13 protein-coding genes and 1 pseudogene are annotated in these 16,634 nt (G+C 73.0%); 9 read left to right on the plus strand and 5 right to left on the minus strand.

Annotated features, from left to right (window positions below; all coding sequences use genetic code 11):
- Window positions 1-112: 112 nt before the first annotated feature.
- Window positions 113-1,900: an alkaline phosphatase family protein gene (locus tag AXW62_RS28115; RefSeq protein ID WP_060946981.1), complete on the minus strand. Its 1,788-nt coding sequence runs from the start codon at window positions 1,898-1,900 to the stop codon at window positions 113-115.
- Window positions 1,901-2,135: 235 nt separating this feature from the next.
- Here AXW62_RS28115 and AXW62_RS28120 point away from each other — a divergent pair, with 235 nt between their 5' ends.
- The 3 genes and pseudogenes from AXW62_RS28120 to AXW62_RS41555 form a co-directional block, all read left to right on the plus strand.
- Complete coding sequence (locus tag AXW62_RS28120; RefSeq protein WP_060946982.1) at window positions 2,136-2,507, plus strand: MerR family transcriptional regulator; 372 nt, start codon at window positions 2,136-2,138, stop codon at window positions 2,505-2,507.
- A 16-nt stretch (window positions 2,508-2,523) separates the two neighbouring features.
- A complete protein-coding gene (locus tag AXW62_RS28125; RefSeq protein WP_060946983.1) occupies window positions 2,524-2,874 on the plus strand; it encodes a VOC family protein in 351 nt (116 codons plus the stop codon).
- Window positions 2,868-3,032 (plus strand): annotated as a pseudogene (locus AXW62_RS41555) (mycothiol transferase); the annotation flags it as partial. The gene AXW62_RS28125 and the pseudogene AXW62_RS41555, both read left to right, overlap by 7 nt.
- Window positions 3,033-3,146: 114 nt before the next feature.
- Here the strand turns inward: AXW62_RS41555 and AXW62_RS28130 are convergent.
- Both AXW62_RS28130 and AXW62_RS28135 read right to left on the minus strand, forming a co-directional pair.
- Window positions 3,147-4,019: a geranyl diphosphate 2-C-methyltransferase gene (locus tag AXW62_RS28130; RefSeq protein WP_060946984.1), complete on the minus strand. Its 873-nt coding sequence runs from the start codon at window positions 4,017-4,019 to the stop codon at window positions 3,147-3,149.
- Window positions 4,020-4,024: 5 nt separating this feature from the next.
- Entirely contained in the window at window positions 4,025-5,359 is a 1,335-nt protein-coding gene (locus AXW62_RS28135; RefSeq protein WP_060946985.1) for a family 2 encapsulin nanocompartment cargo protein terpene cyclase, read from the minus strand.
- Window positions 5,360-5,848: 489 nt separating this feature from the next.
- Between AXW62_RS28135 and AXW62_RS28140 the strand changes: the two genes are divergently transcribed.
- Window positions 5,849-6,271: a YchJ family protein gene (locus tag AXW62_RS28140; RefSeq protein WP_060947006.1), complete on the plus strand. Its 423-nt coding sequence runs from the start codon at window positions 5,849-5,851 to the stop codon at window positions 6,269-6,271.
- Window positions 6,272-6,481: 210 nt separating this feature from the next.
- Complete coding sequence (locus tag AXW62_RS28145; RefSeq protein ID WP_060946986.1) at window positions 6,482-9,994, plus strand: phosphodiester glycosidase family protein; 3,513 nt, start codon at window positions 6,482-6,484, stop codon at window positions 9,992-9,994.
- A gap of 71 nt (window positions 9,995-10,065) precedes the next feature.
- Here the strand turns inward: AXW62_RS28145 and AXW62_RS28150 are convergent, their stop codons facing one another.
- Window positions 10,066-10,680 (minus strand): tyrosine-type recombinase/integrase, encoded by a 615-nt coding sequence (locus AXW62_RS28150; RefSeq protein ID WP_244503179.1) that lies wholly within the window; start codon window positions 10,678-10,680, stop codon window positions 10,066-10,068.
- Window positions 10,681-10,799: 119 nt separating this feature from the next.
- Here AXW62_RS28150 and AXW62_RS28155 point away from each other — a divergent pair, with 119 nt between their 5' ends.
- The 4 genes from AXW62_RS28155 (at window position 10,800) to gnd (ending at window position 14,679) form a co-directional block, all read left to right on the plus strand.
- Window positions 10,800-11,303, plus strand: coding sequence for a metallophosphoesterase family protein (locus AXW62_RS28155; RefSeq protein ID WP_060946988.1), 504 nt, complete (start codon window positions 10,800-10,802; stop codon window positions 11,301-11,303).
- A 494-nt stretch (window positions 11,304-11,797) separates the two neighbouring features.
- Window positions 11,798-12,349 (plus strand): DoxX family protein, encoded by a 552-nt coding sequence (locus AXW62_RS28160; protein WP_060946989.1) that lies wholly within the window; start codon window positions 11,798-11,800, stop codon window positions 12,347-12,349.
- Window positions 12,350-12,511: 162 nt separating this feature from the next.
- The gene (locus AXW62_RS28165) at window positions 12,512-12,997 is read left to right on the plus strand and encodes a hypothetical protein (RefSeq protein ID WP_060946990.1); all 486 of its coding nucleotides are present in this window, start codon (window positions 12,512-12,514) and stop codon (window positions 12,995-12,997) included.
- Window positions 12,998-13,242: 245 nt separating this feature from the next.
- Window positions 13,243-14,679, plus strand: coding sequence for an NADP-dependent phosphogluconate dehydrogenase (gene gnd / locus AXW62_RS28170; protein WP_030833777.1), 1,437 nt, complete (start codon window positions 13,243-13,245; stop codon window positions 14,677-14,679).
- 422 nt (window positions 14,680-15,101) lie between these two features.
- On the opposite strand, the gene AXW62_RS28175 is transcribed toward gnd, so the two are convergent.
- Complete coding sequence (locus AXW62_RS28175; protein ID WP_060946991.1) at window positions 15,102-16,460, minus strand: MFS transporter; 1,359 nt, start codon at window positions 16,458-16,460, stop codon at window positions 15,102-15,104.
- Between the last annotated feature and the right edge of the window lie 174 nt (window positions 16,461-16,634).

Raw genomic sequence — 16,634 nt, forward strand, 5'->3', positions numbered from 1 at the left:
CCGGGCTGGGGCCTCCGCTCGGACCGGTGCACGGTCCGGCCCCGGCGCCCTCGTCCGCCGTCCGGCCCCGTGCACCCGCCGTGGCGTGCACGCCACGGGGGCGCCGCCGTACTCAGTCCGTGGCCGCGCCGGCGCCGGGACGCGGCCCGTAGGCGTCCAGGAAGCGGTCGCGGAAGGAACTCATCTTCCACACCGGGGCGTTCGCGCCGGGCATCAGCCCGTCCTGCCAGCCCCAGTCCGAGATCCGGTCCAGCACGGCCTGGTCGTGCGCGACGAGCGTGACCGGCACGTCCCGACTGGCGTTGTCGCCGCTGACCCGGGCGAGGGGCTGGTGGTCGCCGAGGAAGACCAGCACGGTGTTCTTGCCGCCGTACTTCAGCACATAGTCGATGAGGCTGTTCACCGAGTACTGGATGGACTTCCCGTACTCGGTCTTCACCTCGGTGGGGTCGGTGAACACGTCCGCGGGCTTCTTCCCGGCCTTCTGGACGGCCCGGTAGACCGAGCCGTCCCCGATCTCGCTCCAGGGGATGGTCTTGGGGAGGGGCGCCCACGGCTGGTGGCTGGAGGTCAGGATGATCTCCGACATCAGGGGTTTGTCGTGTTTCCTGCCGTGCTCCAGACGCTCGAACGCCTTCAGGGCGTACTGGTCGGGCATGGTCGACCAGCTGAACTTCGGCCCCCGGTAGCCGAGGTCCCGGGAGTCGTAGACATGGTCGAGGCCGTAGAACCTGCCCTCCGGCCACGCCTTCTGCACACCCGGCATGATGCCGACCGTCCGCCAGGCACCGGTGCGCTGGAAGGCGCGGGTGAGGGACAGGTGGTCGCCCGCGGTGACGGTGCGGTAGCGGCTCTGGTTGTCGATCCACAGCCCGGTGAGGAAGGTGGAGTGGCCCAGCCAGCTGCTGCCGCCGTACGTGGCCGAGGTGAGCCAGCCGCTCTTGGCGGCGAACCCGGCCTTGTCCAGCCGCTCGGTGGCGTCCCGGAGTGTTCTGCGGACCCCGGGCGCGATCCGCGGGTCCTCGATGGCGGAGCGGCCATAGCTCTCGATAAAGGTGAACATCACGTCCTTGCCGCGCAGCCCGGTCAGCAGCCGGTCGCCGGGGGTGTCGCCGTAGGTGTCGACCGCTGCCACCTTGGCGAACTCCCGTTCGTCCGCGAGGGTCCTGCGCACCCGCTCGGCCCGGTCCTGGACGAGCGCGGTGGTGCTCCTGGACGCGAACGGCACCCCGGCCACCTGTACCCCGAGCGCCGCGCACACGACCCAGACGGTCCCGAGCACCAGGGTGGCACGGGTGGCCACGGCGCTGTTCCTCGCCATGACGTCGCTGATCCGGAGGACGGCGAGCGCCATCAGGACGAGCAGGGCGACGGCGAGGACCACGGCACCGGCCACGGCGGCGGTCGCGGCCGTCCCGCCGAACGAGTCCTTGACGTACGACTCGGCGTCGTCCAGCAGTATCCAGTCGAGCACCACGTTGAACCCCCGGCCGAGGAACTCGTGGAAGCCGATGTCGAGGAGGTTGAGGATGGTCAGCGCTCCGAGGACCACCCCGGCGAGCACCGCCACCACCCGCCTCGTCACCGACGGCAGCATGAGCAGCAGCGTGGCGCCGAATATCCCCTCCACCGGGACGCGCAGGAAGGCGCTGGGCCGGATGAGGGCGAGTTCGGTCGGCAGGAGGAGGGCGACGAACACGAGGGCGAGGGACAGCCCCGTGGTCAGCCACGCCACCGTCCGCGCCACGGCGGGCCAGTCGCCCCGCAGGCCGCCGGGGGCCGCGGCCGCCTCGGCGGCGGTGGCCGGCGTGTGCTCGGCAGGGCCCTGCGGTACCAGGCCCTCCTCCGAGGTTTCGTTGTCCGTTTCCGACCGCTGGCGAGAGCTCGATTGGCGCGACAACCCGAAGGTCCTTCCCTGCGAAGCCCGGTGGTGGCACGGCCGGGCCCGGCTCGGGCGGCCGGGCCCGTCGTCATCCGTACGGCGGGCCAGGGGCGTCCGTTCACCCGCCCGGCACTTTTCCCGGTAGCGTCCGCCCGCCCCGCGGGCACACCCCGCCGCACGGTACGCTGAACCCTCACATGGATGTGAGGCCGAAGGGGGCCAGCGGCACGAGGGCGAAGGAGGGGGCGAGCACATGCGCATCGGGGAGCTGTCGGAGCGCACCGGCACACCGCGCCGGCTGCTGCGCTACTACGAGGAGCAGGGCCTGATCCTGCCCGACCGCTGTGCGAACGGCTACCGCTCGTACGACGAGCGCCTGGTCGACCGGGTGCTCCAGATCAGGGGGCTGCTCGACGCCGGTCTGCCGACCCGGATCATCAAGCAGATCCTGCCGTGCCTGGACAAGCCCCGTGTCATCCACTTCTCCGACGCCACCGCGGAGATGATCGCCACACTGGTGAACGAGCGCGACCGCATGACCCAGCGCATCGAGTGTCTGACCCGCAACCGGGACGCGATCTCGGAGTATCTTGACGCGGTGCTCAGCAACAACACCGCCCGTTGACCCCGGGGAGTCCGCGATGGCCGTTCGCCGTGTCGTACCCAACGTCCCGTCCCAAGCGATGGCGGAGAACCGGGAGTTCTACGGGCTCCTGGGCCTCGAGGAGGTGATGAACCTCGGCTGGATCATGACACTCGCCTCCCCCACCGCCCCCACGGCCCAGATCAGCGTCATGACCGGGGACAAGACCGCGCCGGTGGTCCCCGATCTGAGCGTCGAGGTGGACGACGTGGACGCGGCCTACGCGGCGATGCGCGAAAGCGGCGCCGAGATCGTCCACCCCCTGCGGGACGAGGAGTGGGGCGTCCGCCGCTTCTTCGTCCGCGACCCCAACGGCCGCGTGATCAACGTACTGAGCCACCGCCGATAACCCGGTGCGATCGGCCCGCGCCCTGGGCTAGCGTCACCGGCGCCACCTCCACCAGCCTGCGGTGGATCCTCCTCCACATGATCGAGGAAACCGCCCGCCACGTCGGGCACATGGACACCATCCGGGAGCTCATCGACGGCGAGAAGGGCTACTACTGACACCCCCGCCACCCCCGCCGACGCCCCACGGAGGCGAGCCTGTCCCCCGGTGTGCCGCGAGGGCCGGGCCGGTCGGGGACGGAGTCGGCCCCGGCCCTCGCGGTCGGCGGGCGGTCAGACGCGGTCGGCCGCGATCAGGAGGTACTGGAAAGAACCGTCCTTGTAGGACCTGATGAACGCGTCCTCGATCCCGGTGACCAGTGAGGACGTGGCCCGCAGCTCCCAGTAGGGCAGGGTCGCGGCGGTGAGGTCGATGACGGCCTGCGGTACGAGGCGGTTGTCGGCCATGGCACGCAGATACTCCCGACGCGAGTGGATGTTGCACTCGAAGTGCGCGTTGATCTGGGAGACCCACTTGGAGGGCTGGCCGTAACGCGGGTTCCAGCAGCCTGTGATGGTCACGTAGCGTCCGCCGACCGTGAGGACGCGGGCGTGCTCGGCGAAGAGGTCGTGCAGATCGACGTACATACTCGACTCGTTGTTCCACGAGGCCGCGGCCTGCCCGGTCTCGAAGGGCATATCGAGCATGTTGCGGACGCGGGCGCGGACATGGTCCGCGACACCGAGTTCGCGGGCACGCCGGTTGGCGAAGTCGGCCTGCTTGGCCGACAGGGTGACGCCCTCGACCGTGCATCCGAAGCGCTGGTGGGCCATGACCATCGAACCGCCGCGGCCGCAGCCGGCGTCCACCAGCGTGTCGCCGCGCCCGACGGGGCCGAGATGGTCCAGGAGGAGTTCGGCCTGCGCCGACTCCAGCCGGTGGAGCTCGGCGATCAGACGGTTCTCATAGGTGCTGTCGCCGGGGTCGCCGAGGGCGGCGTGGTCGACGTCACCGATGCCGTAGTGGTGGTGGTAAAGACCGTCGACATCACCGAGACGCAGGTTCACGGGCCTGGCCTCGTGGTCCCAGTAGCGGGCGATGTCCCCCTGGTAGGGCGTCGCCGGGGCGGGGATGAACACGGAGGTGCTGGTCACGGATAAGTCCATTCCTCTTACCAGAAATCGGGCAGGCTGTAGCGATAGGTGTTGGTCTGGTGCCAGTAGTGGTTGCCGTCGACCCACACGGCCACCCCCCGCAGGAAGCGCTGCACGCTCGGGACGGGGCACGCGGCGGCCAGGGCCGCGGCCTCGGCCTCGAAGTCGCGCATGAGGTCGTTGTGGACCTCGACCGCCTTCAGGTAGGCCGCGCGCTCGTCGCCCCCTTCCCGTTCGGCGATCACCACGGGCAGGTTCAGGTGCCGCCCGGGGGCGGCGAGTTCCTTGGTGTACGAGTACAGGTCGTTGACGATGGTGGTGGCGTTCCCGGCGAGCGCGATGACCCGCTGCATGGCGGGCTGGGCGTGCAGGTCCGCCGGGAGTTCATAACCGCCCACGGTGTCGGTGATGGTGGGGCACGGACGGAAGTTGTTGAACTGGCGCATCGCCAGGTATTCCCACACCTCCGGGACATGGTCCGTCTGGGCCCAAGCGGCCTCGGCGAGGTACCCCATGTGCAGACGGGACATGTCGTGCCGGAACCGGTCGGCCTGGGAGGGGCTGGCCTGCTGGAGGAAGTACTCCATGGCGGAGCGGTAGGCACGTCGGGGCGCGTCCGCGTGCAGCGACTCCGCCCACCGCGGCTGGTACTCCCTGGTCGTGTGCAGGGGATCGAGGGCGGTGTGCGCCAGCAGAAGGCGTCCGCCGAGGCCGACGGGCGAGCCTCCGTGGTCCTCGCAGTAGCAGTCGTCCACGGCGTTCTCGGCGACCATCAGGCGCGCGGCGAGCATCAGGTGGTCGACGGTGGGGGCGTCCGGATGGCAGGCGACCATGTAACGCGCCACGGAGAAGCCGTCGAACTCCTCCTCCCAGTCCTCGGGGTACAGATCGACCTCTTCCAGCGCCCAGGCTTTGATCCCGCGGCTGACGGCGTCCACCCGCACGGGGTCGGGCTCGGGCACCGGGTGGTGGTAGAGGCCCGGGATCGGGTTGCCTTCCGCCGGAGCCGCCGACGGCTCCGGGCGCGTCGGGGACGTGGGGGGTGTCGGCGGCGTCGGAGCCATGGAGGGCGTCGGCGGCGTCGGAGCCGTGGGGGGCGTCGGGGGCGTCGGAGCCGTGGGGGGCGTCGGGGGCGTCGGAGCCATGGAGGACGTCGGGGGCGTCGGGGGCGTCGGCGGCTTGTCGTACCGGGCCGGGTACAGGCCCGCCGTGCCCAGCCCACTGGGGCCACGCAGGATATGCCGCAGGCCGGCGCCCGGCGTCCGCACCTCGGCGGCGGGGACGCGCGCCCCGGCGTGGGCGGTGGCCGCGGGCAGGGTCGACGACGGAGGGGAGAACTCAGGGGCGGACATCCATGGCTCCTTGGTGGGGTGGGTGACTGTCCCGGATCCCGAGCACGCTCGGCCGGCCGGCAAAGGGAGGGCAAACATCCGTGAATCCGTTGAATCCGTCCAGATCCCCGGGAACAGTAGCGGCCGGTGCGCCCGGTCGGCCCGGAGAAGCCGTTGGCGTTAACTCGATAAGATGATCTGGCACTGCCCGAGGTTTGCCCGGGTGGCCGATGGGGTCTCCAGCCGCGACCACCGGCAGGCCGGAGCCGGTCGTCGGCGGGTGCGCGCACCCGGAGTCCCGCCCCGTCAGGTGCTCCGGGGCACTGGCACACAACCCTGCCCGGTTCAAGCCCCGCGGCCGGGCCCTGAAAGGCCGAACCTCCGCGGCCCGGCCCCGCACCGTCGAAGAACCCCGTGCGGCCGAGTCCTTGAAGCGCCGGATCGGCGCCGGGTCCCGCGCCATTCGGCCGTGAGCGGCACCTCCCCGCCCCACCCGTCACAATGGGGATCATGTCCCGACGTACGCGACGCCCGCGGCCGGCCCGCCCCACCCCGGCCTCCTGCCCCTGCGGGCTGCCCGCCGCCTATGCCGACTGCTGCGGCCGGCTGCACCGCGGCCAGACCCGGGCGACCACCGCCGAACAGCTGATGCGCTCGCGCTACAGCGCCTTCGCCGTCGGGGACGAGGCGTATCTGCTGCGCAGTTGGCACCCCACCACCCGGCCGCCCGGCGCCGGTCTCGACCCGGGGCTGCGCTGGGTGCGCCTGGAGATCCTGGGCACCACCGAGGGCAGCGCGTTCCACACCACGGGCACCGTCGAGTTCCGCGCCCACTACACCCAGGGCGGCGGCACGGGCTCGCTCCACGAGAACAGCCGCTTCGTACGCCACGAGGGCGCCTGGGTCTACCTCGACGGTGTGACCGGCGACTGACCCGCTGCACGGCGGCCGGGGCGATCGGCGTCAGGGGCGGCCACCCGCCACGGCGATCGGCGCCACCGCGCTCCGCGCTGCCTTGGCACTGCCTTGGCCATGTGTTTCCCATGTCGTCGCCGGCACCTCCTGGTGCCCGGTCAACTCCGGGGCGATGCTGGGGCGCTGTGCGTGTGAACCACGCGAGTCCCCTGGCCCCATGGAGTTGCCGTGCCTCCTGTCGCGTTCGCCAGACCCCTGGCGGCCCTGGCCGCGGTGTCCGCCCTTGTGCTGGGCGCCGCCGGCCAGGCCACCGCCGACCCCACCCCCACCCCCGCCCCGGCGCCCGAGCCGCTGCCGCGGTCGTCCTCGGAGATGCTGCGGCCCATCGCGCCCCCGGCCGCCAGTGGCACGACGGGCCCCCGGTCCGTGGCCGACGGCGACGGGCTGCAGACCGCCCGCTCCTCCCGGCCGGTCGCCCCCGGTGTGCGGTTGACCTCGTACGACCGGCTGGAGTCGGACAAATGGCTGCGCGTCGACGCGCTGTCGGTGGACCTGACCGGCGGCACCGAGGTCGACTATCTGCACCCCGACAAGGTCGCCAAGCGCAAACCCGTCTCCCGGCTGGCCGCCGAGCACGACCCCGGACCGGGGCGCCGCACGGTCGCGGCGATCAACGGTGACTTCTTCGACATCAACCAGACCGGCGCCCCCGAGGGCAGCGCCATCAGCGAGGGCCACCTCGTCAACTCCGCCTCCGCGGCCGGACCCGGACGGGCCGTCGGCATCGGACCGGCCGACGCCGGCCGCGTCCTCCAGCTCTACTTCGACGGCACCCTGACCCTCCCCGACGGCCCCCATCCGCTCGCGGCGCTCAACGCCGCCGACGTCCCGGCCGCCGGGATCGGGGCGTACACCCCGCAGTGGGGCGAGGCGGACCGCGCGCAGACCGTGGACGGCGCCCGGCGCACCGCCGAGGTCACGATCGTGGACGGCAAGGTCGCGCGGGCGGCCACCACACCCGGCAAGGGCCCGATCCCGGCCGGCGCGACCGTCCTGGTGGGCCGGGACGCCGGAGCCGACGAGCTGTCCGCCCTGGCCGTCGGCGACGCGGTGTCGATGGAGTACCGGCCGCGCACGGACGACGGCGACCTGCCGCGCACGGCCGTCGGCGGACGGGAACCGCTCGTGGTCGACGGCAATGCGGTCGGCCACGAGGGCGAGGGCAACAACACCACGGCACCACGCACCGCCGTCGGTTTCTCCCGGGACGGCCGCACCATGCAGATCCTCACCGTGGACGGACGGCAGGCCGACAGCGGCGGGGTCACCCTCACCGAACTGGGCCTGATGATGAAGGACGCGGGCTCCTACAGCGCGCTCAACCTCGACGGCGGCGGCTCCTCCACCCTCGTCGCCCGCGAGCCGGGCAGCGACACCCCCCGGGTGGAGAACAGCCCGTCCGACGGCAGCGAGCGCACCGTCCCCAACGGCCTGGCCCTCACCGCCCCCGACGGCAGCGGCCGGCTCAAGGGCTTCTGGGTGGACACCGCGATGGACCGCGGGTCCGCGCCCACCGTGGACCCGGTCCTGGGCGGCCACCCCGAGCGGGTCTTCCCCGGGCTCACCCGCCGCCTCAGCGCCGCCGGTTACGACGAGACGTACGGGCCCGCCGAGGGCGCCCCGCGGTGGCGGACGGCCGACCCGCGCATCGGCCGGATCGGCGCCGACGGCACCTTCACCGCCCGCCACAGCGGCGACACCACCGTCACCGCCCGGCGCGGCGCCGCCCACGGCGACACCGGCCTCACGGTCCTGGACCGGCTGGACCGGATCCAGCCCACCACCCGGCTGGTCGGCCTGGCCGACGCCGGGGCCACCGGCCGGTTCGGCATCGTGGGCCTGGACGCGCACGGCACCAGCGCCCCCATCGAACCGTCCGATGTGCGCCTTTCGTACGACCACGCCCTGTTCGACATCGCCCCGGACCCCACGACGGGCACCTTCACCGTCACGGCCCGCCACGACCAGGCGGCGGGACAGGTCAGGGTCGGCGTCGGCGGCGCCACCACGGTGCTCGCCGTCACCGTCGGCCTGACCGCACGGCAGGAGGCGTCCTTCGACGACGCCGACGACTGGGCCTTCAGCCAGGCCCGCGCCTCCGGTTCCGCCGAGGCCACCCCCGACGGCCACACCGGCACCGGGCTGAAGCTGGACTACGACTTCACGCGGTCCACGGCCACCCGCGCCGCCTATGTCACCCCGCCCCGGCAGATCGCCGTGGACGGGCAGCCGCAGTCCTTCGGCCTGTGGATCAAGGGCGACGGCAACGGGGCGTGGCCCACCCTGCACCTGAAGGACGCGGCGGGCTCGGACCAGCTGCTCCGCGGCCCGTATGTGACCTGGACCGGATGGCGACATGTCGACCTCACCGTTCCGGCCGGGGTCGCGTATCCGCTGAAGGTCAACCGCTTCTACCTCGCCGAGACCTCCGCCACCCGCCAGTACACCGGCAGTGTGGTCATCGACGACCTCACGGCGCGGGTGCCGCCCTCCGTCGAACTGCCGGTGGAGAGCGTGCGACCGGATCCGCTGATCTCCACCGCCGCGCGCACGCGGGGACGCGACTGGCGGTTCGCGGTGATGTCCGACGCGCAGTTCGTGGCCCGCGCCCCGGACAGCCCGATCGTCGCCCAGGCCCGCCGCACCCTGCGGGAGATCAAGGCCGCCCGGCCCGACTTCCTGGTCATCGACGGGGACCTGGTGGACGAGGGCTCCCCCGCCGATCTGTCCTTCGCCCGCACCGTGCTGAAGGAAGAGCTGGGCGACGACCTGCCCTGGACCTACGTACCGGGCAACCACGAGGTGATGGGCGGCTCCATCGACAACTTCACCGCCGAATTCGGTCCGGCGCACCGCGCGTTCGACCACCGCGGCACCCGCTTCCTCACCCTGGACACCTCACGACTGGGGCTGCGCGCCGGTGGCTTCGACCAGATCAAGGAGTTGCGCGCCCAGCTGGACGCGGCCGCGAAGAACCCGGGCATCGGCTCGGTCATGGTGATCCAGCACGTGCCGCCGCGTGACCCCACCCCGCAGCGGGGCAGCCAGCTGAGCGACCGCAAGGAGGCGGCGCTGCTGGAGGGCTGGCTGGCCGACTTCCGCCGCACCACCGGCAAGGGCGCCGGGCTCATCGGCGGCCACGTCGGCACCTTCCACGCCTCACGGGTGGACGGTGTTCCGTACCTGATCAACGGCAACTCCGGCAAGAACCCCGCCACCCCGCCCGGCCAGGGCGGCTTCACCGGCTGGTCGATGGTGGGGGTGGACCAGGTCACGGCACGGGAGCAGGCGGCGGCGCGCCGCGCACCGTGGCGGGGCGGTCCTGACTGGGTGTCGGCGCAGACCCGCGCCCATGTGGACGGGCTGACCGTCACCGCCCCGGCCGAACTGGCCGCCGGGCAGGACGCCGGCGTCACGGCGACCGTCCTCCAGGGCGAGGGGACCGATGCCCGCCGGGTGCCGGTCGGCTTCCCGCTGAGCGCGGACTGGACCGGTTCGCCGGACCTCCACATCGGCGATCCGGCCGACGCCGGGCGCCGTGCCGTGGCGGCGTACGACCCGGCCACCGGCAGGCTGACCGCGCTGCGCCCGGGTACCGCCACCCTCGCGGTGAGCGTGAACGGGGCGACCGCACGGGCCCGCTTCACCGTCACCGCGGGGGCCGCGGCCCCCGCGCCGTGACCCGGCCGGTGGTGGCGGGGTGACCCGGCCGGTGGTGGCGGGGCGCCCGTGCCGTCCCGCCACCACCGGGCTCAGGTGTCCCAGACCCGGCGGACCTGCTCGAAGCGGGTGGGCAGCGGAGGGCGGCGGCCGGCGTACCGGGCGTTCGTGCGGTGGACGAACCGGCGCCAGGAGAGCACCAGCCCCTGCCGGGTGATGGGCAGCCCGGCGGCCACGGTCACCCCGTTGTCATGAGTGTGGTGCACCGTCAGCAGCAGCGCGTCCGGCACCGATCCCGCCAGCTCGGCGCAGAGCTCCTGACGGACCCGCAGCCAGCGGCGCAGCACCAGCACGGTACCGCGGTCCAGACCGTGCCGGCGCGGCACGCGGTGCTTGCCGTGTTCGAGGGTCACCCATCCGGCGTCCAGGTCCAGCGCCGACACGGTGCAGCGCAGCAGACCGCCGTACCGGGCGCCGCTGGCCCGCGCCAGGCCCACCACCACGGCCAGCCGTACGGTCTCCGGTTTGGCGCCGTCCTCCATCGCCGCCGATGCCAGCCGGCGCCAGATCCACTCCGCCTCCGCCGCCGACACCACCGGCCGCGGGTAGCGGCCCTGCGCCGCGTCCTGTGCCGCCTCCTGTGCCGTCTGCTGTGCCGCCTCCTGTGCTGTCCCCTGGCCCGTCCGCGCCTGTGTCCGCCCTGCCATGTCCACCCCTGGGGAGCCCGCCCGATCGCACCGCTTGGCACACTATTTCCCGGCGGAGGAGATCGTAACCCGGCATCGTCCGGTGGGGGTGACGGCGCTTGCCGCGATACGGTCGGCCTGTGCGCCTCCTGCTGATGTCCGACACCCATCTCCCCCGGCGCGCCAAGGCCCTCCCCGGGGAGTTGCTGGAGCGGCTGCCGGACGCCGATGTCGTGGTCCACGCGGGCGACTGGGTCGACCTCGCCACCCTCGACCTGCTCCAGGAGCGATCGCGCCGGCTGATCGCGGTGTACGGCAACAACGACGGTCCCGAGCTGCGGGCGCGGCTGCCGGAGGTGGCCCGCGCCGAACTCGACGGGGTGCGGCTGGGCGTGGTGCACGAGACCGGGGCGGCGCGGGGGCGGGAGCGGCGCTGCGCCGAGCGGTTCCCGGAACTGGACGTACTGGTGTTCGGCCACAGCCATATCCCGTGGGACTCCACGGCCGAGGGGCGGCTGCGGCTGCTCAACCCGGGCTCCCCGACCGACCGGCGCCGGCAGCCGCACTGTACGTTCATGACGGCCGCGATCGAGGCCGGGCGGCTGACCGCCGTGGAGCTGCACCGGCTGCCGCCCCGCCGCTGACCGACAGCCACTCCCCTTCCCCGAGGCGCGCGCCGGGCGCGACTTCCCCGGGAAGCGACTTCCCAGGGGCGCGACTTCCCCGGGAAGCGACTTCCCAGGGGCGTGACTCCCCAGGGGCGCGACTCCCCAGGCGCGACGGCCGCACCCGCCCCCTTCGCGGGCGCTCGTCTCGGCATCCGGCCCCGGCACGCGAGACGTCCTTTCCGTGATGCCGAGGAGCGGGCGCTGACGGCGGGGGCGGGTTGGCCGCTCCCCGCTCTGCCGCGGATACGGTCCGGTGGCGCCCGCGGACTGCGCTCCACCGCCGACCGGGCCGGAAGGCATCCGCCGCCCACAGGGGCCGGAACGCGCGTCCGCCACCTGCCGGAGCCGGAACACTCCGCAACCGGCGGTCCGGGTTGAATCCGCCATTGCGGTGGAATAAAGAGTACTTAAGGTGCATATCGGATATTCGGCTCGGCGATTCCCGCCAAGCCCGACCAGACGAGGGCGCCATGTCTTCCTCCCACCACGAGAACGCACCCGCACCCGCCCCGGCCCCGCCCAGGTCCGCGGCGCATGTGCTCCTCGCGCATGACGTCGGACTGCTGGTCATCCGCCTCGGCGTCGGGCTGATCGTCGCCGCACGCGGCGCACAGCATCTTTTCGGCTGGTGGGGCGGTCTGGGCATCGACAAGACGGCCGTGGCGTTCGCGCAGTTCGGATATCCGGCGCCCAAGGTCATGGCCGTGATCGCCGGGATCATCGAGACCTTCGGTGGGCTCGGCATCGCCGTGGGGCTGCTCACCCCGCTCGCCGGCGCGGCCGTCGCGGGGGCGATGGCCAACGCCGTCGCCACCACCTGGCCGCTCGGCTATTTCGGCGGCTTCGAGTTCCCGCTGCTCCTGGGCGTCGGCGCGGCCGGGCTGGCGCTGACCGGAGCCGGCCGGATCTCCCTCGACACGCTCCTGCCCGGCCTGCGGTCGCAGCGGCTGGGCTACGGCATCGCCACGCTGGTGCTGGCGGCGATTCTGGCGACGGTGACGATCCTGCTCAGCAAGACCTGACGGGTTCCGCCCGGCCGCGTGGCGCGTGGCCACGGGGTCCGCCTCGGTTGAACTCCGGTGAACGGCACGCGCCGGTTCTGCGTACGGCTCTGTGCGCGCCCCGCCCTCTGGACGCGCACAGAGCCGCACGCGCAGGCCGCTACCGAGACCGGAGGCCCCTCCATGAACGACCGGTTCACCCCTCCCATCCAGGCGTTGCCGGATGGCGATGCCGAAGTCCGGCTGGTGCTCCACCTGCCCTGGGACGTGGTCGCCGCGCTGGGCCAGGAGGCCGGCCGGCTGGCGGCGCAGTCGCAGCGGCCGGTGAGCCTGGACGAGGCGGTCAGCCACCGGCTGCGCCACGGGACCCACACCATCGGCGTCCACGCCACACCCGAACGGGAGCGGAGCCAGCCCGCGGCCACCGCGCCCCACACCCCGCCACCGCTCGCGGCCCGCTCCCCCGGTGAACAGGCCCGCCAGGCGATCGAGAAGATCAACGGTTCGGCGCGTCCGCACAACGGCACGGCGGGCGGCGGCGCGGGCGGCCACGCCGAGTCCACCGCCCCACCGCCGGAGCCCGCCCCGGCCGACGCCCGGGGCATCCTGGAGCGCCCCACCAGGGCCACCGGGACGGTGAACGGCGTGTCGACGGAGATGCCGAGATGACAGGCGCCCGCCGGGACAGGGCACCGGGACGGAGAGGGCGGGAAGGACGGGAAGGACGGCCAGCGCGGAAAGGGCCGCGGATACGGGGGTGCCGTCCCCTGCCGGACGGCACCCCGTAGGTGCGGCACTCTCGGAAGTGTGGCGCACGCCCGTTACCGAGAGCGCCACAGCAGGCGCCGGCACCACGTACGATCCGGTGATCAGCAGTCCTGGCACGGAAAGACGACAGGCAGGAGTGGGCAACCATGGCGGAGCAGGCTCGTATCGGTGTGACCGGACTGGCGGTGATGGGCAGCAATCTGGCCCGTAACTTCGCCCGCCACGGCCACTCGGTGGCTGTGCACAACCGGACGTACGGACGCACCAAGGCCCTGGTGGAGGAGTTCGGCGAGGAGGGGCACTTCGTGCCCGCCGAGACGGCGGAGCAGTTCGTGGCCTCGCTGGAGCGTCCGCGCCGGCTGGTGATGATGGTCAAGGCGGGGGCGCCCACCGACGCGGTGATCGAGGAGTTCGCCCCGCTGCTGGAGCCGGGCGACATGATCGTCGATGGTGGCAACGCGCATTTCGAGGACACCCGGCGCCGTGAGGCCGCGCTGCGCGAGCGCGGACTGCACTTCGTGGGTACCGGTATCTCCGGCGGTGAGGAGGGCGCGCTCAACGGCCCGAGCATCATGCCGGGCGGTTCCAAGGAGTCGTACGAGGCGCTGGGCCCACTGCTGGAGGACATCTCCGCGAAGGTGGACGGCACCCCCTGCTGCACCCACATCGGCCCGGACGGGGCCGGCCACTTCGTGAAGATGGTGCACAACGGCATCGAGTACGCGGACATGCAGCTCATCGCGGAGTCCTACGACCTGCTGCGGCGGGCGCTGGGCATGGCACCGGGCGAGATCGCGGAGGTGTTCCGCACCTGGAACGGCGGTCGGCTGGAGTCGTACCTGATCGAGATCACCGCCGAGGTGCTCGGCCACACCGACGCGGCGACCGGCAAGCCGTTCGTGGACGTGGTGCTGGACCAGGCCGAGCAGAAGGGCACCGGCCGCTGGACCGTCCAGACCGCGCTGGACCTGGGCGTCCCGGTGAGCGGGATCGCCGAGGCGGTGTTCGCCCGTTCGCTGTCCGGCCACGCGGATCTGCGTGACGCCTCGCAGGGGCTGCCGGGTCCGTCCGGCAAGGGGCTCACGGGCGCCGCGGCCGAGCGGTTCGCCGACGACGTCGAGCAGGCCCTCTACGCCTCGAAGATCGTGGCGTACGCCCAGGGCATCCACCAGATCCAGGCGGGCAGCCAGGAGTACGGCTGGGACATCGACCCGGGGGCGGTCGCCCGGATCTGGCGCGGCGGCTGCATCATCCGGGCGCGGTTCCTCAACCGGATCACCGAGGCGTACGCCAAGGAGCGCAAGCCGGTCACGCTGCTGACCGACGAGCACTTCACCGAGGCGCTGGGCGCGGCCCAGGACGCCTGGCGGCGAGTGGTGTCCACCTCGGCCGAGCTGGGGGTGCCGGCGCCGGGCTTCTCGGCGGCGCTGGCGTACTACGACGCGCTGCGCTCGCAGCGGCTGCCCGCCGCGCTGGTCCAGGGGCAGCGGGACTTCTTCGGCGCGCACACCTACCGGCGGGTGGACCGCGAGGGCTCGTTCCACACGCTGTGGGGCGGCGACCGCGACGAGCGCACGGCCTGAAGCCGCGCCCGAAGCCGCTTCCCAAGCCGCTTCCGAAGCCGCGACGGCCGCGTCCCCGCCCCGGGTTCGGGCGGGGACGCGGCCGTCGCGCCGTGGTGGCGCGGGGACGCCACCACGGGGTATGACGCGCCTCGCCAGGGGGCGGGGCACCCGCGTCACGAAGTACAGCCACCGTCGTCACGAGGCGGGGCACACCGCGTCACGGCCTCCAGCCCGCCGCTGTCGTCAGGATGTGTGGCCTGCCTCGTCAGGACGTACGGCCCACCTCGCCAGGACGGGTAGCCCACCACCTCACGACGTACAGCCCGCCTCGCCAGGACGGGTAGCCCACCGCCTCACGACGTACAGCCCGGCCCGTCAGGGCGTGTGGCCCACCGCCTCACGACGTACAACAACCCCGCCAACACGTAGAGCCCGCCCCGTCAGGGCGTATAGCGGCGGAACGCGGGCACCGCGGCGGCCAGGCCGAGCGTGGTGGCGGCCACCAGCAGTCCGCCCGCGGTGACCGCCGCGCGGGGCCCGAGGAGGGAGCCCGCGGTGCCGTGCAGCAGATCGGCGATGCGCGGGCCGCCCGCCACCACCACGGTGAACACGCCCTGCATCCGGCCGCGCATGTCGTCGGTGGCGGCCGACTGGAGGATCGTCCCGCGGTAGACCATCGAGACCATGTCGGCGACGCCCGCGAGGGCGAGGAAGGCCACCGCCCACCACAGGCTGGGACTGAGGCCGAATCCGGTGATGGCCACCCCCCAGGCCACCACGGCGGCGATGACCATCAGGCCGTGGCGGCGGGCGCGGGAGAAGGTGCCGGACAGCAGACCGCCTACCACCGCGCCGAGCGGGATCGCCGCGAACAGCACTCCGAGCGCGAATCCCTCACCCCAGGGCGCGTAGGTGTCCGAGGCCAGCTGGGGGAAGAGCGCGCGGGGCATGCCGAAGACCATGGCGATGATGTCCGCGAGGAAGGACATCAGCAGGATGCGGTGGGCGGCGATGTAGCGGAAGCCGTCGGTCACATCGCGCCAGCCGGCCCGTCGGCGGCCGACCGCCCCGCCCTCGGTGAGCGGCGGCAGGGCGGGCAACCGCCAGACGGCCCACAGAGTGATGCACAGCGCCAGGGCGTCGATCAGGTAGAGGGTGGGCAGGCCCAGGACCGGGATCAGGGCACCCGCGAGCAGCGGGCCGATGATCATGCCCGTCTGGGCGACGGTGGACTGCAGGGCGCCCGCCGCGGGCAGCTCCTCGGCGGGGACCAGACGGGCGACGGAGGCGTTGCGGGCCGGGGAGTTCATACCGAAGAAGCCCTGCTGAGCGGCGAGCAGCACCATGAGCACCGCCACCGAGTCCAGACCGGCGAAGGACTGGGCCCAGAACAGCACGGAGGTGACGGCGATGCCCGCGTTGGTGACGAGCATCAGGGTGCGCCGGTCCATCCGGTCGGCGATCACCCCGCCCCACAGCGCGAAGACCACCAGCGGGAGGAGCCCCGCGAAGCTGGCGTAGCCGACCCAGGCCGAGGAGCCGGTGATGTCGTAGATCTGCTTGGGGACGGCGACGGCGGTCAGCTGGCTGCCGATGGCGGTGACGGTGGTGGAGCTCCACAGCCGGCGGAAGGGGCGGTGGCGCAGCGGCCGGGTGTCCATCACCCAGCGGCGCCAGCCGGGCTTCGGCGACGGGGCGGGCGCGGCGCCGCCCTCGGCGGCGGAGCCCGCACCGCGGTCAACTGCGGAGGGAACCGGCCCGCGGCCACCCGCGGCGGGGCCCGCACCGTGGTCGCCCACGGAGACCGCCCCGCGATCACCCCCGGCGGGAACCGCACCACAGTCACCCGCGGCCGGGACCTCCCCGCAGTCACCCCTAGCGGGAACCGCCCCGCGGTCACCCGTGGCGGGTTCTATCTCGTCGTCGTCGCTGCTTCGAGCGGTCTCCACGGCTGGTTCGATTCCTCCTACATC

The organism is Streptomyces hygroscopicus subsp. hygroscopicus, from assembly GCF_001553455.1.
In the GTDB taxonomy this organism is placed as follows: Bacteria; Actinomycetota; Actinomycetes; order Streptomycetales; family Streptomycetaceae; genus Streptomyces; species Streptomyces hygroscopicus.